The organism is Cellulomonas dongxiuzhuiae (assembly GCF_018623035.1).
Taxonomy (GTDB): Bacteria; Actinomycetota; Actinomycetes; order Actinomycetales; family Cellulomonadaceae; genus Cellulomonas; species Cellulomonas dongxiuzhuiae.
In genome coordinates, this window is the sequence record NZ_CP076023.1 from 2,105,902 (window position 1) to 2,131,862 (window position 25,961).

The following is a 25,961-nucleotide window of genomic DNA, read 5'->3' on the forward strand; positions in this document are numbered from 1 at the left end:
GTCGCTCGACCGCAGGGACGGGGTCCGTCCCTGGACGTGTGCTGGTCGGTACTGCCACCGCTGCTCGACCTCCGTGTCGGTCGGCGCCCGAGGTACGGGCGTCCGGCAGCCCGACACTCCCACCGCAGCCGGCTCCGGACGTGGGACCGGAGTCCCGCCACAGCACACCGTTCCCCCGGCGGTCCGTGCCCCCGCCCGTCAGGGCGGGGGTTGTCGTGGTGGTGGCGTCGCTCTCGGCGCTAGGTTCCGTTATCTTCTGCGTCGTCGTGACCGGCAGGTCACCGTCCTGCGGACACGGACGACCCGTGAGACGCTCGACGGCGACCAGGCACCGTCGCCGACACGGAGGTCCCGATGACCCGCACCGACGACCAGTCCCCCGCGCTGCGAGCGGTCCGCGCGCTCCAGGACAGCCCCGCCCTCGACCCCGTCGTCGAGCGCGTCCGCCCGGTGGTGACACAGCTGCTCGAGCGCCGCCCCCGGCTCGCGGCGCTCCTGCACGGGCGCCCCCTGGGGCACGCGCTGCACCCGCTCATGACCGATGCGCCGATCGCGCTGTGGTCCAGCGCCGTCGTCCTCGACCTCACCGGGGGCGCGTCGGCCCGCCCGCACGCCGACCGCCTCCTCGGGCTGGGCGTCCTGGCGGCGCTGCCGACGTCCCTGACCGGTCTCGCCGACTGGTCCGCGTCGGGCCGGCGGACGCAACGGGTCGGGGCGGCCCACGCCGTCCTGAACTCCGCCGCGCTGGCGCTGTACGCCACCTCCTGGGTGCTGCGCCGGCGCGGGTCGCGCGGCGCGGGCGTCGCCGCCTCGCTCGCGGCCACCGGCGCGGTGGGTGTGAGCGGCTACCTCGGCGGGCACATGACCTCACGTCTCGGCGCCCCGCCGCGCGGGCTCAGCGGGCCGCCGACGACCCGCCCCACGCCCGACGGCGACGAGGTCGAGGTCGGTGCGAACCCCGAGGACGGTGGCGTGACGACTGCCTGACGGCGCGAGCCGGCCCATCACACCCGGCCCGTCACACCCGGTCCGGGGCCCCCGCTCCCCCGCCGCCGCCGGCCAGCAGCGCGCGGACGGCGTCGTCCGTCGGCGGGTCGAAGTCGACGTACGCCTGCCCGACCGCACGGAACGGCGACGGGCGCCGGACGCACACCACCTCGTCGGCGACCCGTGCGACCGCCGCGCAGCCGTCGTCGGACCCCACGGGGACCGCGACGACCACACGTGCCGGTGCGCGGCTCCGCACGGCCGCGACCGCGGCACGCATCGTCGCACCCGTGGCCAGCCCGTCGTCGACCAGCAGGACGACACGTCCGCCCAGGCGCGGGGCGGGGCGCGCGCCGCGGTACGCGACCTCCCGGCGGTGCAGCTCGGCCAGCTCCCGGCGACGCACGCGGTCGAGGTCGTCGGGCGTGACGCGGGCGCGGGCCTGGACCCGGTCCTCGTGCACCAGCTCGACGGCGGGGCCGATGCCCGCGATCGCGCCCATGGCGACCTCGGGATGCCCCGGCACGCCCAGCTTGCGCACGACGAGCACGTCCAGCGGGGCGCGCAGCCCCGCCGCGACCGGCGCCGCGACGGGCACGCCGCCCCGCGGGAGCGCCAGCACGACGACGCGCGGGTCGTCCTCGTACGCCGTCAGATGGCGTACGAGGACGACCCCGGCCGCAGCCCGGTCGGCGAACGGGGCGACCCCGGTCGACACGCCCCGCGCTCCCCCGGTGCGCCCCCCGCGGGCGTCAGCCCGGGATCGGGCCGTACAGCGGCTGCACCTCCGCCATCTCGAGGTCGGCGGTCGCCTGGATGAGCGCGAGCAGCTCGGTGTCGAGACCGGGCGAGAACTCCTCGTACCGCTCCTCGGCGATCGTCAGGGGCGCGCCGGCGGGTGCCTGCTCGCTCGCGTCCAGCTGTGTCCCGTCCTTCGACGGCGACATGCCCTGGAAGATCTTGCCGGCCTCCGACGCCGCCGTGAGGTCGAACGAGTACTGCTTGCTCTGGAGCCCCAGGTCGACGAGCTTCTTCACCTCGGGGAACTTCTCGGCGTTCGTCTTGGGGATCGGCAGCACCTTCGCCCAGTCGACGCCGAGGGTCTCCAGGGCGCGCGCGTACGCGTTCTCGTGCGCCTGGTCGCGCACGATGAGGTACGAGATCGTCGAGCGGGCCGTCTTGTTGTCGGTCATCTCGTAGATCCGGCACTTCTGCAGGCGGCCCGTCGACTCGAGCATGAGGTTGTACAGCAGGTCGAGGACGAGGTTGCCGGAGTTGTACACGTACGACCCGCTCCACGGGTTGCCGGCGGCGTCGACCGGCAGGGCTCCCTGCGCGGCCACGAGGTAGTGGTGGATGTTGCTCTCGTCGAGCGCGACGCGCAGCGGCGTGTCACCCCCGGCGCCGGGGGTGTCCAACGGGTCCGTCTTCTTGCCCTGGTAGCGCGGCGAGCCGTCGAGCAGGCGCGCGATGGTCGTGCCGATGAGCTCGACGTGGCTGATCTCCTCGGTGCCGATGCCCTGCAGCAGGTCGCGGTACGGCTTCCCGGCGGGCCCGCGGAAGTTCATGCTCTGGAACAGGTACTGCATCATCGTGCGCATCTCGCCGAACTGACCGCCGAGCCCCTCCTGGAGCGCGTTGGCTGCGGCCGGGTCCGGCTCGTCGGGGATGATCTCGTGGATCAGGCGCTGGACGTGCAGGTACATGGTTGTCCTACTTCCTGTGGCGGTCGTGGGACCTCCACGGTGCACCCGTAAGCCCACGTCGGCATCTCGAGGCGTCAGTGGTGATGGCCGCGACGGCCGAGCGTCTCGACCGGGCGGGCCCCCGCACGCGTCCACTGCGGGACCGGTCGACCGGTCGGGCCCCAGGTGGCCTCGCCCTCGGCGTCCGTACGCCAGTACCAGCACGGCCCGTTGCCCTCGGGCCATCCCTCGGGGTTCTCCTGCCAGGCCTCGCCCCGGCCGTACGGGGTCAGGTCGAGCAGCGCGAACGACGGCCCGGCGACCTCGGTGCCGCGTCCGGTCGTGGTGTACGTGAGGTAGGCGCGGTCGCCGTCGCGCAGGAAGCACGTGAGCCGGCCCATGTCCCCGCCGATCGGCGGCGCCACGTCACGCACCGAGTACCACGGCTGGGTGTACCCCATGAAGTCGAGGTACGGCGCGACCTCGTCCCACCGACCGGTCGTCAGGATCGCGAACGAGACCCCCCGGGCATGGAGGTAGACGGCGTCCTTCTGCTGCCACGCCGTGACGGTGCAGCCTTCGCACTGCCCCTGGTGAGGTGCCCCGTCGTGCCACATGTGCTGGTAGACGAGGAGCTCGTCGCGGCCCTCGAAGAGGTCGAGGAACGGCACGGGGCCCTGCGCCCCGACGACCTCGACGCCGCCGTCAACCTCCACCATCGGCAGGCGCCGACGTGCGGCCGCGAGCGCGTCGCCCGCTCGGGTGTGCGCCTTCTCGCGGACGAGGAGCTCGTCGCGCGCGGCCTGCCAGGTGGCGAGGTCGACGACGGGTGGACGCCCGGACGCGGGCGCGGTCGGGTTCTCGTGCGTGGTGGTCATGGTCTCTCCGCGACGTGGCGCGGGCGCCGGGGTCCGGCGTCCTGGGTCACCCGTACTGACGCGGCGCGGCGTCCGAACTCATCGCGCGGCACCCCGCCCAGGAGTCGGCAGGGCGACACACGCCGGACACCATGTGCGCAAGACGTCACGAGAACGTCTTCCGGCCGGAACCAGGACGAAAGAGACGCCCACTTCACTGGTGGCATGTCACCGACCGACCAGCTCTCGACCCGCGTGAGCATCGCGCTCCTCGGGGTGCGCAGCGAGGCCCCCGTCCGCCGCCAGGGCGGCGCGGGGCCGAGCGACGACGGACACTTCGTCATCGGTGGTGCCGGGGCCGCGATCCCGATCGACCCGACCAGCCCCTACGTCGTCCGCGACGGGCGGCTGACGCTCGACGGCGCCGACCTGGGGATGGACGTGGCACCCGTGGCCCGCCCGCGGTTCTACGACCTGTCGACGGCCGACGGGACGCCGTACGACAGGATCGCCAAGCTGCACGGCAAGGACGTCCTGGCCACGACCGTCGTCCAGACGTGCGTCCGGTACGACGCGAGCGAGCGCTGCCGGTTCTGCGCGATCGAGGCGTCCCTGGCGTCGGGGAGCACGGTCGCGGTCAAGACGCCCGCGATGCTCGCCGAGGTGGCACGCGCGGCGCGGGACCTGGACGGCGTGTCGCAGATGGTCATGACGACCGGCACGTCCAACGGTCGCGATCGCGGCGCCACCCACCTGGCGCGGTGCGTGCGGGCCGTCAAGGAGGCCGTCCCCGAGCTCGAGATCCAGGTCCAGTGCGAGCCCCCCGCGGACCTGCGGGCCCTGGCGGACCTGTACGACGCGGGTGCGCGCTCGATCGGCATCCACGTCGAGTCGATGGACGACGACGTGCGACGGCAGTGGATGCCGGGCAAGTCGACCGTGCCGCTCGACGAGTACCGCGCGGCGTGGCGCGAGGCCGTGCGGGTGTTCGGCCGCAACCAGGTCTCGACGTACCTGCTCGTGGGCCTCGGTGAGGACCCCGACGAGCTGGTCTCGGGGGCTGCGGAGCTCGTCGAGCTGGGCGTGTACCCGTTCGTCGTGCCGTTCCGGCCGCTCGCCGGCACCCTCGCCACCGACGTCGACCACGTGGCGGCACCGTCCCGGGGGGTCGTCGCCGACGTCACCGCCCGCGTCGCGGCGCTGCTGCGGGCCGCGGGCATGCGGGGCTCCGACCAGGCGGCCGGGTGCGCCGCGTGCGGCGCGTGCAGCGCCCTGTCGACGGCGGGGGGCTGACGTGCTCGACGTCCCCACGCTCTCCGGGTCCGTGCTCTCGCGGTCCGTCCCTGCCGCTCCGTGGACCGTGCGCCGGGCCGCGGCGCGGCACGTCACGGCCTACCGCGCGCTGCGCCGCGACGTCTTCGTCGACGAGCAGGGCCTGTTCGCCGTCGACGACGCGGACCGCGTCGACGACGACCCGCGCACCGAGGTGCTGGTCGCCGTCGACGACGTGGGGCGGGTCCTCGGCGGCGTGCGCCTGGCGTCGGCGGTCGAGGCGCTCGACGCGTCGGGTCGCGACCTGGGCTGGTGGACCGGCAGCCGGCTGGTCGTGGCACGCGACGCGCGCGGGGCCGGCGGGATCGGCGCGGCCCTCGTGCGCGCCGCCTGCGCGCGTGCCACCGAGCTCGGGGTCCTGCGGTTCGAGGCGACGGTGCAGGTGCGCAACCGCGTCCTGTTCGAGCGCCTGGGCTGGCAGGCCTGGGCGACGTGCGACGTGCAGGGCAGCCCGCACGTGCGGATGAGGTGGCCCGTCACGCGGGTCGCCGACCTGGTCCGCTCGACGAAGTCGGCGCTGGCGTCGCTGCTCGGCCCGCTGGCCGCCGACGTCGGCACCGTCCTGCCGGTCGGCACGCTCGGCGGTGCCGGCTTCCGCGGCGACGACGGTGCGCCCGTTCCCGGCACGGACCTGGTCGCCGCGTGCGACGCGATCCTGCCCGCGCTGCTCGAGCGCGACCCGGAGTGGGCCGGCTGGTGCGCGGTGCTCGTCAACGTCAACGACCTCACGGCGATGGGGGCGTACCCCGTGGGTCTGCTGGACGCGCTCGCAGCCCCCACCGAGTCGTTCGCGCACCGCGTCATGAACGGTGTGCGCAGCGCCGCCCAGGCGTGGGGGGTGCCCGTCCTCGGCGGGCACACCCAGCTCGGCGTGCCGGCCGCGCTGTCGGTGACGGCGCTGGGACGGACCGACCGTCCGGTGCCCGGCGGCGGTGGCCGCCCCGGTGACGCGCTGTCGCTGACGGCGGACCTGACCGGCCGGTGGCGTCGCGGGTTCGAGGGGCGGCAGTGGGACTCCACGTCCGCCCGCGGCGCCGCCGACCTGCGGCACCTGGCCACGGCCGTCGCCCGGGCCGCTCCGCGTGCGGCCAAGGACGTGTCCATGGCCGGCGTCGTGGGGACCACCGCGATGCTCGCCGAGGCGTCGGGCACGGGCGCCGAGATCGAGGTCGGCCACGTCCCGACGCCCGCGAGCGCCGCGACGGGCGACTGGCTGACCTGCTTCCCCGGCTTCGGGATGCTCACGGCCGACGAGCCGGGCACCTCACGCATGCCGGTCGCCACCGCACCGCTCGCGGCGTCCGCCGAGTGCGGGCGCCTGACCGTGGAGCCCGGCGTGCGGCTGCGCTGGCCCGACGGCGCCGTCACGGCGGCCGTGCCCGGCGTCGCCACGGGCCTGGGCGCCGCCTGAGCGCCACCCCCCATCCACCCGCCGGTGGCGTCCGCCGCCGGTCCAGCCCCCGCCAGTCCCCCCAGGAGGAGCAGCATGCCGTTCGACGAGCAGATCCAGGCCAACATCGAGGCGTCGCTCGCGGAGATCCCGCACCCGTCGCTGCCGAAGGGCACGAACCTGTACGGCTCGACCAAGATCTTCCCGGACTACCAGGCGCAGGAGGGCGAGTCCTACCTCACGCTCGTGCACGGCATCCCGCACGAGTCCTCGGTGAGCTTCGTCGCGATCCTGCAGGCGACGCGTGCGCTGCGCAAGGGCTTCGAGTCGGCCATCTACTTCTACGGGCCGGGCACGCTGGCGTGTGCGGCGAACCGCGGCTTCCCGACGACGGGCGACGCGGGGTTCCCCGGCGAGCTCAACATGAACGGGTCGCTGGAGACGTTCATCGCCGAGGGGGGCACGGTGTTCTGCTGCCGCTTCGGGATGGCGCTGCACGGGATGCGCGAGGAGGACCTGCTCGCAGGTGTCGTCCCGGCGCACCCGCTGGACGTCCAGGACGCGCTGATCCACTACGCGCGCAAGGGTGCCGTCATCAACTCGACCTACAACCTGTGAGGGGCGCGTCGTGACGCTCACGGTCGCCGCGGTGTCGGCGAACTTCACACGGGACCTCGAGCAGAACTTCGCGGTGGTGGAGCAGACGCTGGCCGACGCGCGCGCGGCCGGTGCTCGTCTGGTGGTCTTCCCGGAGGCGTCGATCGGCGGCTACCTGTCGTCGTTGGGCAACCACGGGGACACGGCGGGCGCGGGGCCACGGTCGCTGCCGCCGGCGGTCCGGCTGGACGGGCCCGAGATCGCCCGCGTGCAGGCGCTGGCCGGGGACACGGTCGTGGTCATCGGGTTCTGCGAGCTCGGCGAGGACGGCGTGACCCGCTACAACGCGGCGGTCTGCCTGGACGGGACGCGCGTGTACGGCTCGTACCGCAAGGTGCACCAGCCGCTGGGCGAGGGGGCGTCGTACGCGGCGGGTGGGGGCTACGAGGCGTTCGACACCCCGGTGGGTCGGCTCGGGATGCAGATCTGCTACGACAAGGCGTTCCCGGAGGCCGCACGCGTGCTGGCCCTGGACGGTGCGGAGATCATCGTCTCGCTGTCGGCGTGGCCGGCGGCGCGCACCGCGACGGCCCAGAACCTGCAGGAGGACCGGTGGACGTACCGGTTCAACCTGTTCGACAGCGCACGTGCGCTGGACAACCAGGTGTTCTGGATCGCGTCGAACCAGTCGGGCACGTTCGGCTCGCTGCGCTACGTGGCCAACAGCAAGGTCGTGGACCCGGGCGGCAACGTGCTCGCCACGACGCTGCTCGGTGCGGGGCTGGCGGTCGCGGAGATCGACGTGGAGGGCACGTTCCGCGCGATGCGGGCGGGGATGTTCCACCTGCGTGACCGGCGGCCGGACGCGTACGGCCCGGTCACGGCCCTCGCGTCCCCGACCACCGTCCGGCGGGAGCACGCTCATGCCTGAGATGACGTTCGAGGTGCGGTGGCCCGACGGCACCGCGACCGCGTGCTACTCCCCCAGCCTCGTCGTGTGGGACCACCTCGAGGTGGGCGCCGACTACCCGGTCGCCGAGCTCGTGGCGCGCACGTCGCGGGCGCTCGCGGAGGCGAGCGACCGGGTCCGCGAGCGCTACGGCCTGCGGTGCACGTCGGCGGCGCGGCAGCAGGCGCAGATCGAGGAGCTGGCGGCGCGGTTCGACCCGGGGGCGCCGGTGCGGGTGGTGCGGATGGCGCCGCCGCCGCCGGGTCCGGTCGGGGGCGCCGTCGCGGGGACACGGGCAGGTGCGGCGTGATCCGGGCGCGGGTCCGCGGGGACGCGCACCACCGGGTGGTGGTGGTCGGCGCCGGTCAGGCGGGTCTGGCGCTGTCGCACGAGCTGGTGGCCCGTGGGGTGGACCACCTGGTGCTCGAGCGTGAGAGCGTCGCGCACGAGTGGCGTGACGGCCGGTGGGACGCGTTCACGCTGGTGACGCCGAACTGGCACTGCCGGCTGCCGGGCTACGCGTACGACGGGCCGGACCCGGACGGGTTCATGCGCCGGGACGAGGTGTACCGGTGGGTGCGGCGGTACGCGGACACGTTCGACGCGCCGGTGGCCGAGGGGGTGGCCGTGACGCGGCTCGCGCGGCGCGAGCGCGGCGGGTTCGTCGTGTCGACGTCGGCGGGGGTCGTCACCGCGGACGTCGTGGTCGCCGCCGTCGGCGGGTACCACCGGCCGGTGACGCCGGGGTGGGCGGGCGCGCTGCCGCGGCGGGTGGTGCAGGTGCACTCCCACCGGTACCGCAGCGCGGACCGGCTGCCCCCGGGGCCGGTGCTCGTGGTGGGCACGGGGCAGTCGGGGACGCAGATCGCGGAGGACCTGCTGCTCGCGGGGCGCGAGGTGCACCTGGCGGCGGGGCGCGCGCCGCGGGTGGCTCGTCGTTACCGGGGCCGCGACTGCATGACGTGGCTGGCCGAGATGGGCGTGTACGACGTGCCCGTCGCGGCGCGGGGCCTGGCCAAGCGCGAGTCGACGAACCACTACGTGACGGGGCGTGACGGCGGGCGGGACATCGACCTGCGGGACTTCGCGCGCCGCGGCATGCACCTGTACGGGCGGGCGACGGGTGTGGGGGTCGACGCGTCGGGTGCGGCGGCGGTCACGTTCGCGCCGACGCTCGCGGCGGACCTGGACCACGCCGACGCGGTGGCGGAGTCGATCAAGGACGACATCGACCGCCACATCGCGGCCCGCGGCATCAGCGCGCCGGTCGAGCCGCGGTACACCCCGGTGTGGCGTCCGGACGGGGAGCCCACGTCGCTGCCGGTCGACCGGCTCGCCGCGGTGGTGTGGTCCGTCGGGTTCCGTGCCGACTGGTCCTGGCTCGGTCCGCTGGTGGGTGCGGTGCTGGACGACGAGGGGCACCCGCGGCACGTCCGCGGCCTGAGCCCGGAGCCGGGCCTGGCGTTCCTGGGGCTGCCGTGGCAGCACACCTGGGGGTCGGGCCGGTTCCTGGGGGTGGCGCAGGACGCCCGGCACCTCGCGGAGCGGCTCGTGGCGGGCGGGTGGGCGCGCTCGGCGGACGAGCTCGCCGTGTCCGTGCCCGCGGCGGCGGTGGGTGGGTGAGCGCGCACGGGGCGGGCGTGGTGTGGCGGTGGTGACGATGGCGGCGGTCGCGGCGCACTTCGGCCGCGACGTCGACCGGAGCCTCGTCAAGATCGCGGGGATCGTCGAGCACGCCCGCGAGCGCGGCGTGGACCTGCTGGTGCTGCCGGACGCGACGATCGGTGGGTACCTGCACGACCTGTACCACCCCGAGGGAGGCCCGTTGCCGTCGGCGGTGGGCGTGGACGGGCCGGAGGTCGCGGCGGTCGCGGCGCTCGCACGGGACATGGTGGTGTGCGTCGGGATCGCGGAGCACGCGGGTCCGGGTGCGGGGGCGCGCTACAACACCGCGGTCGCCGTGCACGGTGACGGCGTGCTGGGGGTGCACCGCAAGGTGCACCTGCCGCTGGCGGAGAACGAGGCGTACCGCGCGGGTGACGGGTTCGCGGCGTTCGACACCCCGCTGGGTCGGCTGGGGATGCTCATCGACTTCGACAAGACGTTCCCGGAGTCGGCGCGCACGCTCGCGCTGGACGGTGCGGTGGTGCTCGCGTGCCTGAGCGCGTGGCCCGCGAGCGTCACGGACCGCTCGGACCGCATCCGCAACGACCGGCAGGCACGCCTGTTCGACCTGTACGACTGCGCGCGGGCCGCGGAGAACCAGCTGTACGTGGTGTCGTCGAACCAGACGGGCGTGCTGGGGGGCCTGCGGTTCCTCGGGCAGGCGAAGGTGGTGGACCCGGCCGGGGAGATCGTGGCCAAGACGTGGGCGAAGGGCGGGCTGGCCGTGGCGACGGCCGACGTGCACGGTGACGTCGCCCGGGCGCGGCGGAGCATGCACCACCTGCGGGACCGTGCCGTCGGGGCGTACGCGCTGGGCGCGTACGCGGGGACCTGAGGGGAGGCGGCGTGCGGATCGCGCAGATCACCTACTCGACCCGCCCGCGCGGCGGGGTGGTGCACACGCTCGCGCTGGCGGAGGCACTGACGCGGCGCGGGCACGACGTGACGGTGTGGACGTTGGGCCGCGGTGGGGACGCGGCCTTCTTCCGTCCGGTGGACGCGCGCGTGACGGTCCGCGTGGTGCCGTTCGCGCCGCGGGACGACGAGACGGTCGGCGCGCGCATCGTGCGGTCCATCCGTGCGATGGGTGCCGCGCTGGCCCGTGAGCGCGGGGCCGGTGCGGCGCACGTCGTGCACGCGCAGGACTGCATCTCGGCGAACGCGGCCGCGGCCGCCGGTGTGGACGTGGTCCGGACGGTTCACCACCTCGACGAGTTCACGACGCCGGAGCTGGTGCGCTGCCACGACCTGGCGGTGACGGCACCCGTGGCGCGGCTGTGCGTGTCGCGGGCGGTGGCGCGCGAGGTGCACGACGCGTACGGGCTCGCGCCGACGGTGATCCCCAACGGGGTGGACGCCGCGCGGTTCGCGGCGGCCGCCGGGCCGACGGGGGCGGCGTCCCGGCAGGCGTGGCAGGCGCGGCTCGGTGCCTACGTCCTGGCGCTGGGCGGCATCGAGCCGCGCAAGGGCACGCTCGACCTGCTGGAGGCCTGTGCGGTGCTGCGTCGCACGCACCCGTCGGTGCGGCTCGTGCTGGGCGGCGGGGAGACGCTGTTCGACTACCGCCCGTACCGCGCGCGGTTCGAGGAGCGGGCGGCGGAGCTGGGCGTGGAGCCCGTGGTCCTCGGGACGCTCGCCGACGACGACGTGCCCCCGCTCGTGGCGGCGGCGGCGGTGCTGGCGATGGTCTCGACGAAGGAGGGTTTCGGGCTCGCGGCGATGGAGGGGCTCGCGGCGGGCGTCCCCGTGGTGGCGCGCGACCTGCCCGTGACGCGGGAGGTCTTCGGGGAGCACGTCGCGTACGGCCGTGACGTGCCGAGCATCGCCGCGGCGCTGTCCGACGCGCTGGACGGCGTGCGTGCGGCGGGTGCGGACGCGGGTCGCGCCCTGGCGGCACGTCACTCGTGGGACGCCGCGGCCGCGGCCCACGAGCGGTTCTACCGGGTCGTCGTCGCGGAGGGGGGCGATAGTGGCGCGTCTGTCGATCTCGCGGGTCGTCAGCCGGCTGGCCGACGCTGACCCGGACCGCGTCGTCCTCGTCACGGCCGAGGAGACGCTGACCGCGCGCGAGCTGGACCGTCGCAGCAACCGGTACGCGCGCCACCTGCTGGCGCACGGGGTGGCGCGCGACGACCTGGTGACGGTCTCGCTCCCCAACGGCGCGGCGATGGTCGTGGTCTGCGTCGCGATCTGGAAGGCGGGCGCGACGCCCCAGCCCGTCTCGCCGGGTCGCACGCCGCAGGAGCTCGCGGCCGTCGTGCGCGTCGCCCGCCCGGCGGTGACGGTGGGGTGCGCGGTCGAGGGCGTCCCCGCGCTCGGCACGGTGCCCGGGGACGACCTGGACGACGGACCGCTGCCGGACACGTGGGCCCGTGCGTGGAAGGCGCCGACGTCGTCGGGCAGCACGGGCGCACCCAAGGTGGTCGTGGCCGCGGCGCCCGCGCTGCTCGATCCCGACGTGCCGGTCGCCGCGTTCCTGCCGCTGGCCGCGGCGCAGCTGGTCAGCGGCCCGCTGACGCACTCGGCGTCGTTCACGTACGCGTTCCGCGGCCTGCTGACCGGGCACCGGCTGGTGGTCCTGCCGCGGTTCGACGCCCACGCGTGGCTCGACGCGGTCGAGCGTCACCGCGTGACGTGGGCGATGCTCGTTCCGACGACGATGCACCGGCTGCTGCGGCTGCCCGCGGAGCAGCGTGACGTGCGCCGGCTGACGTCGCTGGAGACGGTCCTGCACCTGGGGTCGCCGTGCGCGCCGGACCTCAAGGAGCGGTTCCTGGACTGGCTGGGGCCCGAGCGGGTCGTCGAGGTGTACGCGAGCTCGGAGTCCAACGGGCTGACGATGATCCGCGGCGACGAGTGGCTGCGGCACCGCGGCAGCGTGGGCCGCCCGGTCGGCGGCACGCAGGTGCGCGTGCTGCGCGACGACGGCACCCCGGCACGGCCGGGCGAGACGGGGCTGGTGTGGCTGCGCCGCGGCGACTCCCCCGCCTACCGCTACCTCGGCACGCCGGGGCGGCGCACGGCCGCCGGGTGGGACACGCTGGGCGACCTCGGGCACGTGGACGCCGACGGCTACCTGTGGGTGACGGACCGCGATGACGACGTCGTCGTGCGGGGCGGCGAACGGGTCCACCCCGTCGAGGTGGAGCGGGTCCTCGAGGGGCACCCGGCGGTGCGGTCGGCCGTGGCCTACGGCGTTCCCGACGAGGAGTACGGGCAGCACGTCGAGGCCATCGCGGACATCGGCTCGGCGGACGTCGACGGTGCGACGCTGCGCGCGTTCGCCGCGGCGCACCTCGACGCTCCGCGGCGTCCGACGGTCGTCCACGTCGTGCGCGTCCCCGTGCGCGACGACGCCGGCAAGGTGCGCCGGCGCGACCTCGCCGCGCGCCACTTCCGGACGTAGCGACGCAACTTACCAATGGATGTCCGCAGATCCGATGGTACCGTCGTCGGATGGCAACGGATCAGGCGCGGCCGTCCGGCGGCTGGCCCACGTTCTCCACCGAGACGGTGCCGTGGGAGCCCGCGGACGCGGGCTACGGCCCGCGCGCCGCACGCAGCGCCCACGTCGGCCCCTACGAGGCCGCGGTGCCGCCGCGCATCGCGGACGCCCCCGTCCACCTGCCGTCCGCCACCGCTGCACTCGTCGCGGAGGCGTCCGCCGAGGTCGCGCGCTTCGACGGTGAGACGCACGCCGCCACGACGTCGTTCGCCGCCCTGCTGCTGCGCACCGAGGCGGCCAGCTCCTCGCAGATCGAGAACCTCACGTCCTCCCCCCGCGCGGTCGCCCTGGCCGAGCTCGGGCGACGCGGCCGCGCGAACGCGGACGAGATCGTCGCCAACGTGACGGCGATGACCCTGGCGCTGCAGGTCACCGACCGGCTGGACGGCGCCGCGGTCCTCGCGATGCACCACGCCCTGATGATCGGGCACCTGCCGGCCGCTGCGGGACACTGGCGCGACCAGCAGGTCTGGATCGGCGGCACCTCGCGCAGCCCGCACGGCGCCGCCTACGTCGCACCCGTGCACCACCGCGTCCCGGAGGCCATGGACGACCTCACCGCGTTCATGGCCCGCGACGACGTCCCGCTGCTCGCGCAGGCCGCGCTGACGCACGCCCAGTTCGAGGCGATCCACCCCTTCCCCGACGGCAACGGCCGCACCGGGCGCGCACTCCTGCACGCCCAGCTGCGCCACGGCGGCCTGACGCGCGAGGCGATCGTCCCCGTCTCCGCGGGGCTCCTCACCGACACCGACCGGTACTTCCAGGCCCTCACCGCCTACCGCGACGGGGACGTCGAGGCCGTCGTCACCGAGGTGGCCCAGGCGGTGTTCCCCGCCCTGGCGAGCTCGCGCCGCCTCATCGCCGACGTCACGGAGGCGCGCGCCGCATGGGGCGAGCGGATCCGGGCACGCCGCGGAGCGGCCGCGTGGGCCCTGGCGGACCTGGTGACGACCCGTCCAGTGGTCGACGCGCGCCTGGCCGCCGAGCGGCTCGGCGTCTCGACCGTCAACGCCCAGCTCGCGATCGACCGACTCGTCGAGGCCGGCGTGCTCGAGCAGATCGGGCACGGCACGCGGGACCGGGTCTGGCAGGCCGGTGACGTGCTCGCCGCGATGGAACGGTTCGCCGACAGGTCGCACCGCCGGACCTGGTGACGCCCGGGCCCGACCTCGGGCCCGGGTGACCCTGTACCTGGCCACGCCGTGCGCGTGGGCACAAGGTCCCCGTCCGCGAGCGCCCCACGGAGAGACCCTGGAGGAGAACAGGACACCCGGCACTCGACCGAGGAGGCGGTCATGGCAGAGAACGGAACCGTCGTCATCGCGCTCGACGGTGGGGAGCACAGCAGGGCGACCCTGGACTGGGGGCTGAAGGAGGCGGACCTGCGCGGCGCGGACGTGCTGCTCGTCCGCTGCTGGCAGGAGCCCTTCGAGATCTCGCCGTGGGGCTACTACCCGGCGACGGGCGACTGGGGGTTCGGCGAGGAGGCCCAGCGGTACCTGGAGATGGAGCAGGCGCGGGCCGTGGCCGAGCGGCCGGGCCGCCGCGTCGCCGCGCGGCTGGTGCAGGGGCCCGCGGTGCCCGCGCTGCGGCAGGCCGCCGCCGGGGCGCAGCTGCTGGTGGTGGGTGCGTGCTCGCTGCGCACCGGCGACCGCCTGGGTGGCATCGCCTCGCACCTCGCGGCCCACGCGCCGGCGTCCGTGGCCGTGGTGCGGCAGCAGATGAGGGAGGCGCACGCCCCCGTCCTCGTCGGCGTCGACGGCTCCGCGACGTCCTTCGTCGCCGCCCGCGACGCCGCGCGGGAGGCCGAGCTCCGTGACGCGCCACTGGTCGTCCTGCACGCGCGGCGGACCGTCGCCGACCCGTACGGCACGCGCACCCCACCGCCCGCCGCGGTCGGACCGCAGGACCCCGTCCGCGCCGCGGCCGATGCGCTGGCCGACGAGCTGCGCACCGCCCACCCCGATCTGCAGGTCGACGTCGAGCTCGTCGACGACGACCCCGCGCACGCACTCGTCGAGCGGTCCAAGGACGCCGGCCTGGTCGTCGTGGGGTGCCGCGGTCTCGACGCGTTCCGCGGCATGCTGCTCGGGTCCGTCAGCCACGAGGTGCTGCGCCGCGCGGCGTGCCCGGTGCTGGTCGCGCGCGAGGCGTCCTGACGCCTGGGGCACCCGCCGGCCCGCCCGGACCCTGGACGTGCGAGAGGCCGTCCGCGATCTCGCGGACGGCCTCGCCTCGCGTCCCCGGTGCGCGCCGGGGCGACCTCCGGATGTGCGCTGCACCACCTTTTCTGCCGACTGACACCGTCCTGCTCGTCCCGATTTCCACCCTCGCCGCCCCGGCAGACCGTTGTTCGCGCCCGGCTGCGGTGCACGGACCGTGACCTGCCGTTCGCACCGACGACCTGCGAATCGCCCGCTTCTCGGGCCTCGCGATGCGGGCGCACAGGCGCCGGCCGGCCCCGTCGCACGTCTCCCGGCGTACCGCCCCCGCCGCTCGGCCCGTCGGACGCCTGGCTGCGGGAGCGCCGACGAAGCCGCATCCGGCTCTAGCCAACTGTTGACAGTTTGCGAGGCCACTGCGAACGTCCTCCCCGTCCACGGATGTGACCCAGGCCACCAGCACCGACACACGGTGCCGTGAGCCCGGGCCATAGGCACCAATGGCGGTGCGATGGAGGGGTTCCTATGACTGTGACCGTCTCGGTACGCGGAGCGGAGGTGACCTTCGCGAGGCGCGGGGTGGAGCCGACGACCGCGTTGCGAGCCTTGGACCTCGAGGTCGACGGAGGCGGGTTCGTGGCCATCGTCGGCCCGTCCGGATGCGGGAAGACCACCCTGCTGCGCTCCATCGCAGGGCTTCAGCCGCTGACGCAGGGCGAGATCCGCGTCGGTGCCGACGTCGTCGCGCAGCCCCGCAGCTCCACTGCGGTGATGTTCCAGCAGCCGACGCTGCTGCCGTGGTTCACGGTCGAGCAGAACTGCATGGTCCCTGCCCGCCTCCGCGGGGGCGCCACGCCCGAGTACCGGCAGCGGATCACCGGGCTGCTGGCTCGTGCCGGTCTCGAGGGCTTCGAGAAGCAGTACCCGGCGGAGCTGTCCGGCGGCATGCAGCAGCGCGTCGCGATCGTGCGAGCCCTCGGCCAGGACCCGGACCTGCTCCTGCTCGACGAGCCGTTCGGGGCCCTCGATGCGATGACGCGCGAGCAGATGAACTTCGACCTCAACCGGATCTGGAACCGCGAGCGCGTCACGACGCTGCTGATCACCCACTCGATCCCGGAGGCGGTGCTGCTGGCGCAGCGGGTGGTCGTCATGTCGAGCCGTCCCGGCCGGATCGTCGACGACATCACCGTCCCCTTCGGTCCCGAGCGCAACGTGTCGGTCATGGAGGACCCCGAGTTCATCCGCATCGCCGCCCACGTGCGGTCGTACTTCCTCAAGGACGAGGCGCACGAGAGGAGCATGGCCAGTGTCCGTGACTGAGAGGGCGTCGATGACGCCACAGGGTGCCCACCCCTCCGCGCCGACCTCTCCGGAGGGCGGCACGCGTCGCCGGCTCCGCGGTCTCGTGCGCGGCAACGGTGTCGCGGTCGCCGCGATCGTCCTGGTGCTCGCGATGTGGGAGGTCCTGCCGCGCGCCCTGAACGTGCAGATGTTCATCTTCCCGCCGCTGAGTGCGGTGATCATGAAGTTCGCGGACCCGACCACGACCGCGCTCCTCGCCCAGCACGCCAAGGTGACCGTCTACGAGGCGCTGGTGGGCCTCGTCATCGGTGTCGTGGCCGGCGTCGGCCTCGGCTTCGTGCTCGCGGAGTGGAAGATCGTGCGCTCGGCGCTGTACCCCTTCATCGTCGCGTTCCAGGCGATGCCCAAGGTCGCACTCGCACCGCTGTTCATCATCTGGTTCGGCTTCGGCTACACGCCCAAGATCCTCGTGGTCGTCATGCTCGTGTTCTTCCCGATGCTCGTGAACACCATGAGCGGCATCCTCGCGACCGATGCCTCGCGGCTGGACCTCTTCCAGTCGCTGTGCGCGTCCAAGTGGCAGATCTGGAGCCGGCTCCTCCTTCCCAGCGCCCTGCCGTCGATCTTCGCGGGTCTCGAGGTCGCCGTCGTCAACTCCTTCATCGGTGCCATCACCGGTGAGTTCGTCGGAGCCACCGCCGGCCTGGGCGTGATGCTCCAGCAGTACAAGACCGCCTACGACACCCCCGGGGTGTTCGCGGTCCTGGTGATCCTCGCCCTCGTCGGCATCCTGCTCAACCAGATCGTCCGGCTCCTGCGCCGGCGTCTGATCTTCTGGCGCGCCTGACCCACGCCGCGCCCTCCCCCGGCTCACGAAGATCAAAGGAGATCACAGTGAAGACGAACACCCGGGCCTTCGGCTCGATGGCAGTCCTCGCCCTGGCGGCGGCACTCGCGGCGTGCGCCCCCACGCCCCCGTCCGCGCCCAACGCCGGCAGCTCGAGCGGGTCCCAGGACAAGGCGCTGACCCGCATCGTCGTCGCCCCGTCGTCGGAGATGAGTGCCGCATGGGCCGCCTTCGCGGTCGCCCAGGACCAGGGGTACTTCGCCGAGGAGGGCATCGAGATCGAGCTCCAGTGGCCCGGCGGCTCCGCGGACCTGCTCCAGGCGATGGCCACGGGCCGGGTCCAGATCGGCGGCCCGACCCCCGAGGCCGTGCTCGCGGCAGCCGCCAACGGCCAGGACATCAAGATGACCTACAACTGGTCGCGTGAGGCGGTGCAGTCCCTCGCGGTCCCGGCCGACGGGGAGATCACGTCGTTCGCGGACCTCAAGGGCGGCACGATCGGCGTCGCCAACTTCGCCTCCGGCGCCAAGCTCATGGCCGACGCGGCCTTGCGCGACGCCGGCGTCGGCGCCGACGAGGTCACCTTCATCGCCGTCGGGACCGGCGCGGCCGCGCTCGACGCGCTCACGAGGGGCGAGGTCGACGCCCTCATGATCTGGGACACCGAGTACACGAAGATGGAGCAGTACGGCGCGACGCTGCGCTACATCATGCCCGAGGAGTACTCCCGGCTGTTCTCGACCGGGTTCGCCGCCGCCGCGGACTACATCGAGGAGAACCCGGACATCATCGCCGGCTTCGGGCGCGCGTGGGCGAAGGGCACCGTCTGGGCGACCGCCAACCCCGAGGGAGCGGTCGAGCTGCTGTGGGAGTACTACCCCCAGACCAAGACGGACTCGAGCGACACGTTCCTCCAGGAGCAGGTCGCCATCTTCGAGGGCCGCAACGCCAAGGCGATGAGCGGGGACCCGGTCGAGAACGGCATCTTGGGCGAGTTCCCGCCGGACGCGCTGACCGCCTGGGTGGACTTCGCCGTCGAGTACGGCGTGATCCCCTCCCCCCTCGACCCGGCGAGCGTCTACACCAACGACTTCGTCGAGGACTACAACGACTTCGACGTCGCGGACGTCCAGGCGGCCGCGAAGAGCTTCGCGGGGTGAGCCGCACGGCGGCCCCGGGCCGCGCCACCGGGGACCACGACGACGCAAGGAAGGTGTGACCTTGAGCAACGAGATCGTGGCGGTGCAGTACGCGCACCGCACCACGACCGGGACGGAGACCTACTACCGGTACCCGACGTACGGCGAGAGCGACTGCGATCTCGCCATGAGCTACTGGTTCTGGGTCGTCACCGCCCCTGACGGCACGATCACCGTGGTGGACACGGGGTTCTCGGAGCACTCCGCCCGCACCCGGGGCCGGTCCTACGACGTGCACCCGCGCGACGCGCTGCTCACCCTGGGCATCGACCCACGGGCCGTCGGCACGGTGGTCCTGTCGCACCTGCACTGGGACCACACCGGGAACGTCGACCTGTTCCCCGGCGCGCGCATCGTGCTCGACCAGCGCGAGTGGGACTTCTGGCACGGCCGGCACGCGGACAAGCACGTCATCGCGTTCTCGGGGCCGGGCCCCGACGCCGACGTGCTGGCCCGCGCGCAGGCCGAGGGCCGGCTGGACCTCGTGGACCTCGACGAGGCGCTCGAGCTCGCGCCCGGGATCGTGCTGCAGCGTCTGGGGGGGCACACGCCCGGGAGCGCGGTCGTCCACGTCAGCACGGCCGAGCACCGGGTGATCATCGCCGGGGACGTCGTGCACTTCTCCGACGAGGTCCGCCGCGACCGTCCGTTCAACGTCTTCACGGACCTGCTCGAGCTCTTCGACGCCTACGAGTACCTCCGCCAGTTCGAGAACGAGGGCGGCATCGTGCTCGCGGGGCACGACCCCGAGGTCGCCGGCCGCTTCCCGGCGGTCGACGGCGCCCCCTGGGCGGTGAGGGTGCGATGAGCGCCACCACGCTGCTGGCCGAGGCGGTCAACGGTGCCGGCGTGGCACCACGTCCCGAGAACCACCCACGTCTTGCCGACATGGTCCTCGACGTCCTCGGCTGCACGCTGGCCGGCGTCGGCGAGCGGGCCCCGCGGGCGTGCCGCGACGGTGCCGTCGCGGCGCCGGGCGACGCCACCGTCTTCGGCACGGGCACCGGGCTCGCGCCCGCCGACGCCGCGCTCGCCAACGGCGCGGCCGCGCACGCGCTGGACTTCGACGACGTGCAGCAACCGTGGTTCGGTCACCCGTCGGCCGTGCTCGTCCCCGCGGTGTGGGCGGCGGCGGACGTCGAGAGCGCCCGTGGGCGGCCGGTCACCGGAGCCGACGTGCTCGAGGCCGTCCACACCGGGCTGGTCGTCGGCGACGGCATCGGGGCACTGCTCAACACCGCCCACTACGACGCGGGCTGGCACCCCACGGGGACCATCGGCACGCTCGCGGCTGCGGCTGCGACCGCGCACCTGTGGGGCCTGGACGTCCGGCAGACCGCGGACGCCCTCGGCCTGGCCGCGGCATCGTCGGGCGGGCTACGGGTGAGCTTCGGGTCGGACGCGAAGCCGCTGCAGGCCGGTCTCGCGGCACGGGCCGGGCTGACGGCGGCGGGGCTGGCACGTGCGGGGGCACGATCGGCCGCCGAGACGATCGAGGGTGCACACGGGTTCGCGGCGACCCACGGGGCGGCCGGGGCCATCACCTCGACGCTCCTGGCCGACGCGCTCGAGGTCGCCCGCGACCAGGCGCTCGCGAGGATCTCGTTCAAGCGCTACCCGAGCTGCTCGGCGACGAACGCGGCTCTCGACGGGGTGCTCGAGCTACGAGCCGAGTGCGGCGGGCGTACGGTGCGCACCATCGCGTGCGAGATCGACCCGCTGGCCGTCCGCCTGCTCGTCCACCACCGCCCGGAGGTCCCCGCGCAGGCCAAGTTCTCTCTCGAGTACTGCCTGGCCGCGGCGTGGGTCCGCGGGCACCTCGATCTCACCGACTTCACCCCCGAGGCCGTGGCGGACCCGCGGGTGCGCGACCTGATGGACCGCATCGCGGTGCGGCCCGCCGGCCCGATGGTGTCGACCGGGGACTTCCCGGCCCACCTGACGGTGACGTTCGACGACGGGACCACCGCGACCCGTCACGTCCTGCGCGCGCAGGGGCGTCCGGAACTGCCGCTGGGCCGCGCGGCCCTGCAGGACAAGTTCGCCGCCAACGTGGCCCACCACCCCGCGTGGCTGGCCGCCGGCGACATGATCCTCAGCCTCCCCGACTGCGATGACCTGCGCGTGGTCAGCGACATCCTGCGCCGCCAGGCGCCCGCAACGACGAAGGAGTCGGTCCGATGACCGAACGACCGCCGGTTCCCGGCCTGGTCCGCACCCGCACGCCTCACGACCTGCGCACCGCGCTCCGTGCCGCGCTGGCACGGCCCGAGCCCCTCGTCGTGCCGGGTGTCACGGACGCCATGAGCGCGCGCCTCACCGAACGGCAGGGGTTCGGGGCGGCGTACGTCACCGGGGCCGGCATGTCCAACGCGCAGTACGGGCTGCCGGACGTCGGGCTCGTGTCGCTGGCCGAGGTGGTGGAGAACGTCGGCCGCCTCACCGCCGCGGTCGACCTCCCGCTCATCGTCGACGCCGACACCGGGTACGGCGGCCCCGTCAGCGCCATGCGGACCCTCACCCTGCTCGAGCGGGCCGGGGCGGCCGCCATCCAGTTCGAGGACCAGGAGATGCCCAAGCGCTGCGGTCACTTCGACAACCACAGCCTGGTCCCGACCGGCCACATGCAGTCGAAGCTCGACGCGGCGCTCCAGGCCCGCCAGGACGACGCCCTCGTGGTCGTCGCGCGCACCGACGCCCGCTCCGCCGAGGGCAGCATCCAGGCGGCCATCGACCGCGCGGGCGCCTACCTCGACGCGGGCGCCGACGTGCTGTTCGTAGAGGCCCCGCGCACGGTCGAGGAGCTCGAGATGGTCGGCCGGTCGTTCCCCGACGTCCCGCTCGTCGTCAACGTCGTCGAGGGCGGTCGCACGCCGGCGCTGACGGCGCCCGAGTACGCCGAGCTCGGCTTCGGGATCGTCCTCTACGCCAACTTCCTCATGCGCGCGGCGATCCGGGCCGAGTCCGACGCCCTGGCGTACCTGCGCGAGCACGGGGAGACGGCAGGCTTCGCCGACCGCATCGTGTCGTGGCAGGAACGCCAGGAGCTCTTCGACCTGCCCCAGACCCTGCAGGCCGAGGCGTTCTACGACGTGCCGTGGGAGGAGCGCCCGTGAGCGGCCCGATCCCCCCGCAGGTCGACGTCCTGGTCGTCGGCGGCGGGCTGGCCGGCCACGCCGCTGCGCTCGCCGCCGCCGAGGACGGCGCCGTCGTGCTGCAGGTCGAGAAGCAGCCCGTGACGGGCGGCTCCACGGTCCTCAGCGCGGGTCTGAGTGCCTTCGCCGGCACCGACGAGCAGGCCGAGGCCGGCGTCCAGGACTCGGTCACGCTGCTGCACGACGACATCCTCGCCACGGGGTTCCACAAGAACGACCCCCGGCTCGTCGACCTGTACTGCTCCCACCAGGCCGAGACCTACCGCTGGCTGAAGGCCCTCGGGGTCCGCTACGGGAACCTGCACGCCGCGGCCGGCCAGAGCGTGCCGCGCTCCCATCCCACCGACACCCGCCGCATGCTCGACCTGCTCGCGTCACGGGCCGCCGAGCTGGGCGTCCAGCTGCGCACCGGCGTCCGCGCCCAGCACCTCGTGCGCGAGCACGGCAGGGTCGTCGGTGCCGTGCTCGAGGCGTCCGGCACGGCCGTCGAGGTCCGCGCAGGGTCCACCGTGCTCGCCAGCGGCGGCTTCGCGCGCGACCGTGCCCTGCTGGACAAGTTCGCACCGCAGATGGCGCTCGCCCTCCAGGCGGGCGGCGCGGGCAACGTCGGCGACGGCCTGCGGATGGCGTGGCAGCTGGGAGCCGACGTCATCGACACGCCCTTCATCAAGGGCACCTACGGGATCTACCCGTTGCCTCACGACGGTGAGCACGGCACCGGCATCCACGCGATCTACAAGGGCGGGATCGCGGTGAACGTGCACGGCAAGCGGTTCGTCGACGAGTCGCTGCCCTACAAGGTCGTCGGTGACGCGAACCTCGCCCAGCCGGACGGGCGATCGGTCCAGCTCTTCGACTCGCGCGTGCTGCGCGCGAGCGACGCAGCGGTGCCGATCTTCGACTTCGAGGGTCGCCGGGACAGCGGGATCCTCGTCGAGGCCGACACCGTGGAGGAGCTCGCCGCCGCCATGGGACTCGACGTCGCGGCCACGGCAGCGACCGTGGCGGAGTACAACCGCCGCATCCGGACCGGCGAGCACGACGAGCTCGGCCGGGTGCACCTCTCCGGTGGGGTCGGGGAGATCTTCCCGCTCGTCGAACCCCCCTTCTACGGGCACCTGTCGGGCACGGTGGTCCTGGCCACCTACTGCGGCCTCGTGGTCGACCGCGCGCTGCGGGTGCACGACGTCCTCGGTGACCCGATCGACGGGCTGTACGCCGCCGGCGAGATCGTCGGCGGGTTCCACGGCGCCGGCTACATGACGGGCACGTCCATCGGCAAGGCCGGGATCTTCGGCCGGCTGGCCGGCAGGTCCGCGGCCGCAGCCGCGAGCGGGGTCCCACGATGAGCGACACCAGCAGGCTGGACGGACAGGTGGCCGTCGTCGTCGGCGCGGGCCACGGCGGGCTGGGCGCGCGCGCGGCCGCCGCACTGGCCGGCCGCGGCGCCCACGTGGTCGTGACCGAGCACGAGCGGGAGTCCGACAACCTGCGCGCGACTCTCGCGAACCTGCCCGACGGCGCGCTCGGCCTGCACTGCGACGTGACGCGCGCCGACCAGGTCGAGGCGACCATGGACGAGGTGCTCACGCGGCTCGGCCGCGTCGACGTGCTCGTCAGCTGCGCCGGCACGATGCTCCGCCGGGAGTTCGACCTCACCACCCCCGACGAGTTCGAGCACGTGCTCAGGGTCAACACCGTGGGCACGTGGCTGGTCGCCGGTGCAGCGGGGAAGATCATGCGCGACCACCGGCCCGACGGCGCAGCACCCGGCCGCATCGTCACCACCAGCACCGTCTACGCCGAGCGGGTCGGCCCCATCCCCGAGGCCGCCTACTACGCCTCCAAGGCGGGGGTCCTGAACGTCACCCGGGCCCTGGCGCAGGAGCTCGGCCCCTTCGGGATCCGGGCGAACTGCCTGGCGCCGGGCGTCTTCTACCCGACACGCATGACGTCGGCGCTCGAGGAGTCGCCCGAGCGGCTCGACTGGTTCGCCCGACGCACGATGCTCGGGCGCAACGGCGACCCGGACAAGGACTTCACCGGTCCGATGCTCTTCCTCGCCACCGAGGAGTCCAGCTTCGTGACCGGACAGGTCCTGTACGTCGACGGCGGATGGTCCGCCTGGTGACCCCGAACGAGAGGAACGTCGCTGTGACTGCCAACGCGACCGACGACCCCACCACCGCCCTGCTGATGCTCGACTACGAGGTCGCACTCTGCCTGCCGGGGCCCCACCTGAAGATGCCGCCCCTCGAGGCGCAGATCTCCCAGCGGGGCACTCTCGCCGCTGCCGAACGCGTGCTGACGGCGGCGCGCGCGTCCGGCGGCAAGGTCGTGCACGTGCGCCTCGCGTTCGACGAGACGTACAGCAACCGCACCAACCGCCACCCGAGGTTCGACCCGTACGAGGACAACCGGCTGATGCTCCAGGGCTCGCCCGAGGCCGCGTTCGTCCCCCAGCTCTCCCCCGTGGCGGGCGAGACCGTCGTGCAGAAGGGCTGCGTGGACCCGTTCGTCGGGACCCAGCTCACCGAGGTGCTGCTGCACGCCGGCGTGCAGCGGGTCGTCCTCGGCGGGGTCGCCTCGAACCTCGTGGTCGAGTCGACCGCGCGGACCGCGTGCGACAAGGGCTTCGAGGTCGTGGTCGTCGAGGACATGTGCGCGTCGTTCGACCCCGAGCTGCACCGCATGTCGTTCGAGCGACTCATGCCGATGTTCGGCCGCGTGACGACGGCCGACGACGTGATCCGCGAGGTGTTCGGTGGCTGAACCCGACGCTCCCCTCCGCATCTGGCACCAGAGCTTCACGGTGCTCGACGACGTCCCCCACTACGACGCGGCGTTGCGGCGGCACCTCGCCGCCGTGGCCCGGCCCGGCACCTCGATCGACCTGCACGGCATGCGGCCGGGGACGTACCCGAGCGACTACCCCGGGACGCACATCGGCTTCAGCTACCTGTCGGACCTGCACAAGGAGCAGTTCGTCCAGGGAGCGCTCGACGCCGAGGCCGCCGGGTACGACGCCTACATGATCGCCACGATCCCGGACATCGGCTTCGAGGAGATCCGCACGCTCGTCGACATGCCCGTCGTCGCCTTCGGGCACGCGTCGGTGCACGCGGCGGCCCAGCTGGGCTCCAAGGTCGGGATCGTGAACTTCATCGGGGCCCTCGCCCCGCAGCTGCGGCGGAACTTCGAGCACTACCGCGTCGCCGACCTGGTCGGCCCGATCGTCCAGGTCGACGCCCGGTTCGCGGACGTGATGGCCGCGTACGCCGCGCCGGACCAGCTCGTGGCCGCCTTCGAGGATGCGGTGCGTCGTGCCGCCGAGGCCGGAGCCGACGTGGTGGTGCCCGGGGAGGGCCCGCTCAACGTGTTCCTCGCGGACCAGGGCGTCACCGAGGTCGACGGCATCCCGGTGGTCGACTCGCTGGGCGCCCTCGTCGCCCAGGCCGAGGACCGTGTGCGCGCCTACCGGCGCACCGGCGTCCGGCCCGCGCGGACGGGCTTCTACGGCGCCCGGCCCGCACGGGAGCTGGTCGAGGCGGCGCGCGCGTTCTACGGGCTGCCGTCGTCGATCGGCGCGACGAGCCGGGAGCGACCGGCATGACCCCGGACGAGAACCCGGCGCTCGAGGTGACGACCACCCGCGACGTGGCCGAGCGGTGGCTGCGCGCGGCCATCGTCGACGGCCGCTTCGCGCCCGGCGAGCGTCTCAACGAGGTGCTGATCGCCGGTGAGCTGGGCATCAGCCGCGGCCCGCTGCGCGAGGCGATCCAGACGCTCTCGTCGGCCGGTCTGCTGGTCCAGGTGCGTCACAAGGGCGCCTACGTGCCGTCCATCGAGGCCGGTGAGCTGCGGGACCTCTACGGTGCGCGCATCGCGCTGGAACGCCACGTCGCCGTCCTGCTGGCACGCGAGGAGCGCCCCGACGTGGCACGCACCCTCTCCGGGATGATCGCCGAGACCGAGAAGGCCATCGGCAGCGACGACGCCCCCTACCCCTCCGACCTGGACTTCCACCAGGCGATGGTCGCCCTGGCCGACAACGCCGTCCTCACCCAGCTCACCGGGGAGATCCAGCACCGGATCCTGCTCGCCCGCGCCCGCAGCGCCCGTGACCCCCACCGTGCGGCACGGGCGCTGGACGAGCACGCCGCGATCGTCCGGGCGATCGTCGCCGGCGATCCCGAACGCGCAGGGAACCTCATGGAGGAGCACCTCGCCCACTCCCTGGAGAACGCACTCCACCAGCTGTCCGCGCACGCGCCCGCGCGGCCGGCCGACAGCCACTGAAGGAACGAACGGAAGAAGTCGACG

General features: G+C 74.0%; 26 protein-coding genes. 23 read left to right on the forward strand and 3 right to left on the reverse strand.

The window, feature by feature from the left end; genetic code table 11:
• Positions 1 to 354: 354 nt before the first annotated feature.
• Positions 355 to 987 (forward strand): DUF2231 domain-containing protein, encoded by a 633-nt coding sequence (locus KKR89_RS09490; RefSeq protein ID WP_208195126.1) that lies wholly within the window; start codon positions 355 to 357, stop codon positions 985 to 987.
• A gap of 31 nt (positions 988 to 1,018) precedes the next feature.
• Here the strand turns inward: KKR89_RS09490 and KKR89_RS09495 are convergent, their stop codons facing one another.
• The 3 genes from KKR89_RS09495 to KKR89_RS09505 form a co-directional block, all read right to left on the reverse strand.
• Positions 1,019 to 1,705: a phosphoribosyltransferase gene (locus KKR89_RS09495; protein ID WP_251140839.1), complete on the reverse strand. Its 687-nt coding sequence runs from the start codon at positions 1,703 to 1,705 to the stop codon at positions 1,019 to 1,021.
• Between the two features lie 34 nt (positions 1,706 to 1,739).
• The gene (locus KKR89_RS09500; protein WP_208195127.1) at positions 1,740 to 2,693 is read right to left on the reverse strand and encodes a manganese catalase family protein; all 954 of its coding nucleotides are present in this window, start codon (positions 2,691 to 2,693) and stop codon (positions 1,740 to 1,742) included.
• Positions 2,694 to 2,767: 74 nt separating this feature from the next.
• Positions 2,768 to 3,550: a DUF899 family protein gene (locus KKR89_RS09505; RefSeq protein ID WP_208195128.1), complete on the reverse strand. Its 783-nt coding sequence runs from the start codon at positions 3,548 to 3,550 to the stop codon at positions 2,768 to 2,770.
• 204 nt (positions 3,551 to 3,754) lie between these two features.
• On the opposite strand from KKR89_RS09505, the gene KKR89_RS09510 reads away from it, so the two are divergent.
• The 22 genes from KKR89_RS09510 to KKR89_RS09615 all read left to right on the forward strand — a co-directional run bounded on the left by KKR89_RS09510 (position 3,755) and on the right by KKR89_RS09615 (position 25,937).
• Positions 3,755 to 4,822 carry an MSMEG_0568 family radical SAM protein gene (locus tag KKR89_RS09510; protein WP_208195129.1) on the forward strand — a complete coding sequence of 356 codons (1,068 nt, stop codon included), beginning with the start codon at positions 3,755 to 3,757 and terminating at the stop codon, positions 4,820 to 4,822.
• A gap of 1 nt (position 4,823) precedes the next feature.
• Entirely contained in the window at positions 4,824 to 6,272 is a 1,449-nt protein-coding gene (locus KKR89_RS09515) for an MSMEG_0567/sll0787 family protein (protein WP_208195130.1), read from the forward strand.
• Between the two features lie 75 nt (positions 6,273 to 6,347).
• Positions 6,348 to 6,869 carry an MSMEG_0572/Sll0783 family nitrogen starvation response protein gene (locus KKR89_RS09520; protein ID WP_208195131.1) on the forward strand — a complete coding sequence of 174 codons (522 nt, stop codon included), beginning with the start codon at positions 6,348 to 6,350 and terminating at the stop codon, positions 6,867 to 6,869.
• Positions 6,870 to 6,879: 10 nt separating this feature from the next.
• Positions 6,880 to 7,779: a carbon-nitrogen hydrolase family protein gene (locus KKR89_RS09525; protein ID WP_251140840.1), complete on the forward strand. Its 900-nt coding sequence runs from the start codon at positions 6,880 to 6,882 to the stop codon at positions 7,777 to 7,779.
• Positions 7,772 to 8,107, forward strand: a complete 336-nt coding sequence (locus KKR89_RS09530) for an MSMEG_0570 family nitrogen starvation response protein (RefSeq protein ID WP_208195132.1) — start codon at positions 7,772 to 7,774, stop codon at positions 8,105 to 8,107. Before KKR89_RS09525 ends, KKR89_RS09530 begins: the two co-directional genes overlap by 8 nt.
• Positions 8,104 to 9,420 (forward strand): MSMEG_0569 family flavin-dependent oxidoreductase, encoded by a 1,317-nt coding sequence (locus KKR89_RS09535; protein ID WP_208195133.1) that lies wholly within the window; start codon positions 8,104 to 8,106, stop codon positions 9,418 to 9,420. Before KKR89_RS09530 ends, KKR89_RS09535 begins: the two co-directional genes overlap by 4 nt.
• 28 nt (positions 9,421 to 9,448) lie before the next feature.
• Entirely contained in the window at positions 9,449 to 10,297 is an 849-nt protein-coding gene (locus tag KKR89_RS09540) for a carbon-nitrogen hydrolase family protein (RefSeq protein ID WP_256443115.1), read from the forward strand.
• 11 nt (positions 10,298 to 10,308) lie between these two features.
• On the forward strand, positions 10,309 to 11,481 hold the full coding sequence (locus KKR89_RS09545) for an MSMEG_0565 family glycosyltransferase (RefSeq protein WP_208195134.1): 1,173 nt from the start codon (positions 10,309 to 10,311) through the stop codon (positions 11,479 to 11,481).
• The gene (locus KKR89_RS09550; RefSeq protein WP_208195135.1) at positions 11,432 to 12,868 is read left to right on the forward strand and encodes an AMP-binding protein; all 1,437 of its coding nucleotides are present in this window, start codon (positions 11,432 to 11,434) and stop codon (positions 12,866 to 12,868) included. The genes KKR89_RS09545 and KKR89_RS09550 overlap by 50 nt, the downstream gene beginning before the upstream one ends.
• Positions 12,869 to 12,918: 50 nt before the next feature.
• Entirely contained in the window at positions 12,919 to 14,124 is a 1,206-nt protein-coding gene (locus tag KKR89_RS09555) for a Fic family protein (RefSeq protein WP_208195136.1), read from the forward strand.
• Between the two features lie 141 nt (positions 14,125 to 14,265).
• Positions 14,266 to 15,129 carry a universal stress protein gene (locus tag KKR89_RS09560; protein WP_208195137.1) on the forward strand — a complete coding sequence of 288 codons (864 nt, stop codon included), beginning with the start codon at positions 14,266 to 14,268 and terminating at the stop codon, positions 15,127 to 15,129.
• 561 nt (positions 15,130 to 15,690) lie between these two features.
• Positions 15,691 to 16,455, forward strand: coding sequence for an ABC transporter ATP-binding protein (locus KKR89_RS09565; RefSeq protein WP_208195138.1), 765 nt, complete (start codon positions 15,691 to 15,693; stop codon positions 16,453 to 16,455).
• 10 nt (positions 16,456 to 16,465) lie between these two features.
• A complete protein-coding gene (locus KKR89_RS09570; protein ID WP_208195139.1) occupies positions 16,466 to 17,284 on the forward strand; it encodes an ABC transporter permease in 819 nt (272 codons plus the stop codon).
• Between the two features lie 47 nt (positions 17,285 to 17,331).
• Positions 17,332 to 18,444, forward strand: a complete 1,113-nt coding sequence (locus KKR89_RS09575; protein ID WP_208195140.1) for an ABC transporter substrate-binding protein — start codon at positions 17,332 to 17,334, stop codon at positions 18,442 to 18,444.
• A gap of 61 nt (positions 18,445 to 18,505) precedes the next feature.
• Positions 18,506 to 19,291 (forward strand): N-acyl homoserine lactonase family protein, encoded by a 786-nt coding sequence (locus tag KKR89_RS09580; RefSeq protein WP_208195141.1) that lies wholly within the window; start codon positions 18,506 to 18,508, stop codon positions 19,289 to 19,291.
• Entirely contained in the window at positions 19,288 to 20,667 is a 1,380-nt protein-coding gene (locus KKR89_RS09585) for an MmgE/PrpD family protein (protein WP_208195142.1), read from the forward strand. The genes KKR89_RS09580 and KKR89_RS09585 overlap by 4 nt, the downstream gene beginning before the upstream one ends.
• Positions 20,664 to 21,599, forward strand: a complete 936-nt coding sequence (locus KKR89_RS09590) for an isocitrate lyase/PEP mutase family protein (RefSeq protein ID WP_208195143.1) — start codon at positions 20,664 to 20,666, stop codon at positions 21,597 to 21,599. Before KKR89_RS09585 ends, KKR89_RS09590 begins: the two co-directional genes overlap by 4 nt.
• Positions 21,596 to 22,987 (forward strand): FAD-dependent oxidoreductase, encoded by a 1,392-nt coding sequence (locus KKR89_RS09595; RefSeq protein WP_251140841.1) that lies wholly within the window; start codon positions 21,596 to 21,598, stop codon positions 22,985 to 22,987. The genes KKR89_RS09590 and KKR89_RS09595 overlap by 4 nt, the downstream gene beginning before the upstream one ends.
• Positions 22,984 to 23,769: an SDR family NAD(P)-dependent oxidoreductase gene (locus KKR89_RS09600; RefSeq protein WP_208195145.1), complete on the forward strand. Its 786-nt coding sequence runs from the start codon at positions 22,984 to 22,986 to the stop codon at positions 23,767 to 23,769. The genes KKR89_RS09595 and KKR89_RS09600 overlap by 4 nt, the downstream gene beginning before the upstream one ends.
• Before the next feature lie 23 nt (positions 23,770 to 23,792).
• Complete coding sequence (locus KKR89_RS09605; protein WP_251140842.1) at positions 23,793 to 24,410, forward strand: cysteine hydrolase family protein; 618 nt, start codon at positions 23,793 to 23,795, stop codon at positions 24,408 to 24,410.
• Positions 24,403 to 25,251: an aspartate/glutamate racemase family protein gene (locus KKR89_RS09610; RefSeq protein WP_208195147.1), complete on the forward strand. Its 849-nt coding sequence runs from the start codon at positions 24,403 to 24,405 to the stop codon at positions 25,249 to 25,251. Before KKR89_RS09605 ends, KKR89_RS09610 begins: the two co-directional genes overlap by 8 nt.
• Entirely contained in the window at positions 25,248 to 25,937 is a 690-nt protein-coding gene (locus tag KKR89_RS09615) for a GntR family transcriptional regulator (RefSeq protein ID WP_208195148.1), read from the forward strand. The genes KKR89_RS09610 and KKR89_RS09615 overlap by 4 nt, the downstream gene beginning before the upstream one ends.
• The last annotated feature ends 24 nt before the right edge of the window (positions 25,938 to 25,961 follow it).

Excerpts from the sequence above, each read along its gene's own strand:
- KKR89_RS09570 (WP_208195139.1), top strand. The coding sequence starts at position 16,466 with ATGACGCCACAGGGTGCCCACCCCTCCGCGCCGACCTCTCCGGAGGGC.
- KKR89_RS09530 (WP_208195132.1), top strand. The coding sequence starts at position 7,772 with ATGCCTGAGATGACGTTCGAGGTGCGGTGGCCCGACGGCACCGCGACC.
- KKR89_RS09600 (WP_208195145.1), top strand. The coding sequence starts at position 22,984 with ATGAGCGACACCAGCAGGCTGGACGGACAGGTGGCCGTCGTCGTCGGC.
- KKR89_RS09555 (WP_208195136.1), top strand. The coding sequence starts at position 12,919 with ATGGCAACGGATCAGGCGCGGCCGTCCGGCGGCTGGCCCACGTTCTCC.
- KKR89_RS09500 (WP_208195127.1), bottom strand. The coding sequence starts at position 2,693 with ATGTACCTGCACGTCCAGCGCCTGATCCACGAGATCATCCCCGACGAG.
- KKR89_RS09505 (WP_208195128.1), bottom strand. The coding sequence starts at position 3,550 with ATGACCACCACGCACGAGAACCCGACCGCGCCCGCGTCCGGGCGTCCA.
- KKR89_RS09520 (WP_208195131.1), top strand. The coding sequence starts at position 6,348 with ATGCCGTTCGACGAGCAGATCCAGGCCAACATCGAGGCGTCGCTCGCG.
- KKR89_RS09590 (WP_208195143.1), top strand. The coding sequence starts at position 20,664 with ATGACCGAACGACCGCCGGTTCCCGGCCTGGTCCGCACCCGCACGCCT.
- KKR89_RS09615 (WP_208195148.1), top strand. The coding sequence starts at position 25,248 with ATGACCCCGGACGAGAACCCGGCGCTCGAGGTGACGACCACCCGCGAC.
- KKR89_RS09490 (WP_208195126.1), top strand. The coding sequence starts at position 355 with ATGACCCGCACCGACGACCAGTCCCCCGCGCTGCGAGCGGTCCGCGCG.
- KKR89_RS09560 (WP_208195137.1), top strand. The coding sequence starts at position 14,266 with ATGGCAGAGAACGGAACCGTCGTCATCGCGCTCGACGGTGGGGAGCAC.
- KKR89_RS09585 (WP_208195142.1), top strand. The coding sequence starts at position 19,288 with ATGAGCGCCACCACGCTGCTGGCCGAGGCGGTCAACGGTGCCGGCGTG.
- KKR89_RS09510 (WP_208195129.1), top strand. The coding sequence starts at position 3,755 with ATGTCACCGACCGACCAGCTCTCGACCCGCGTGAGCATCGCGCTCCTC.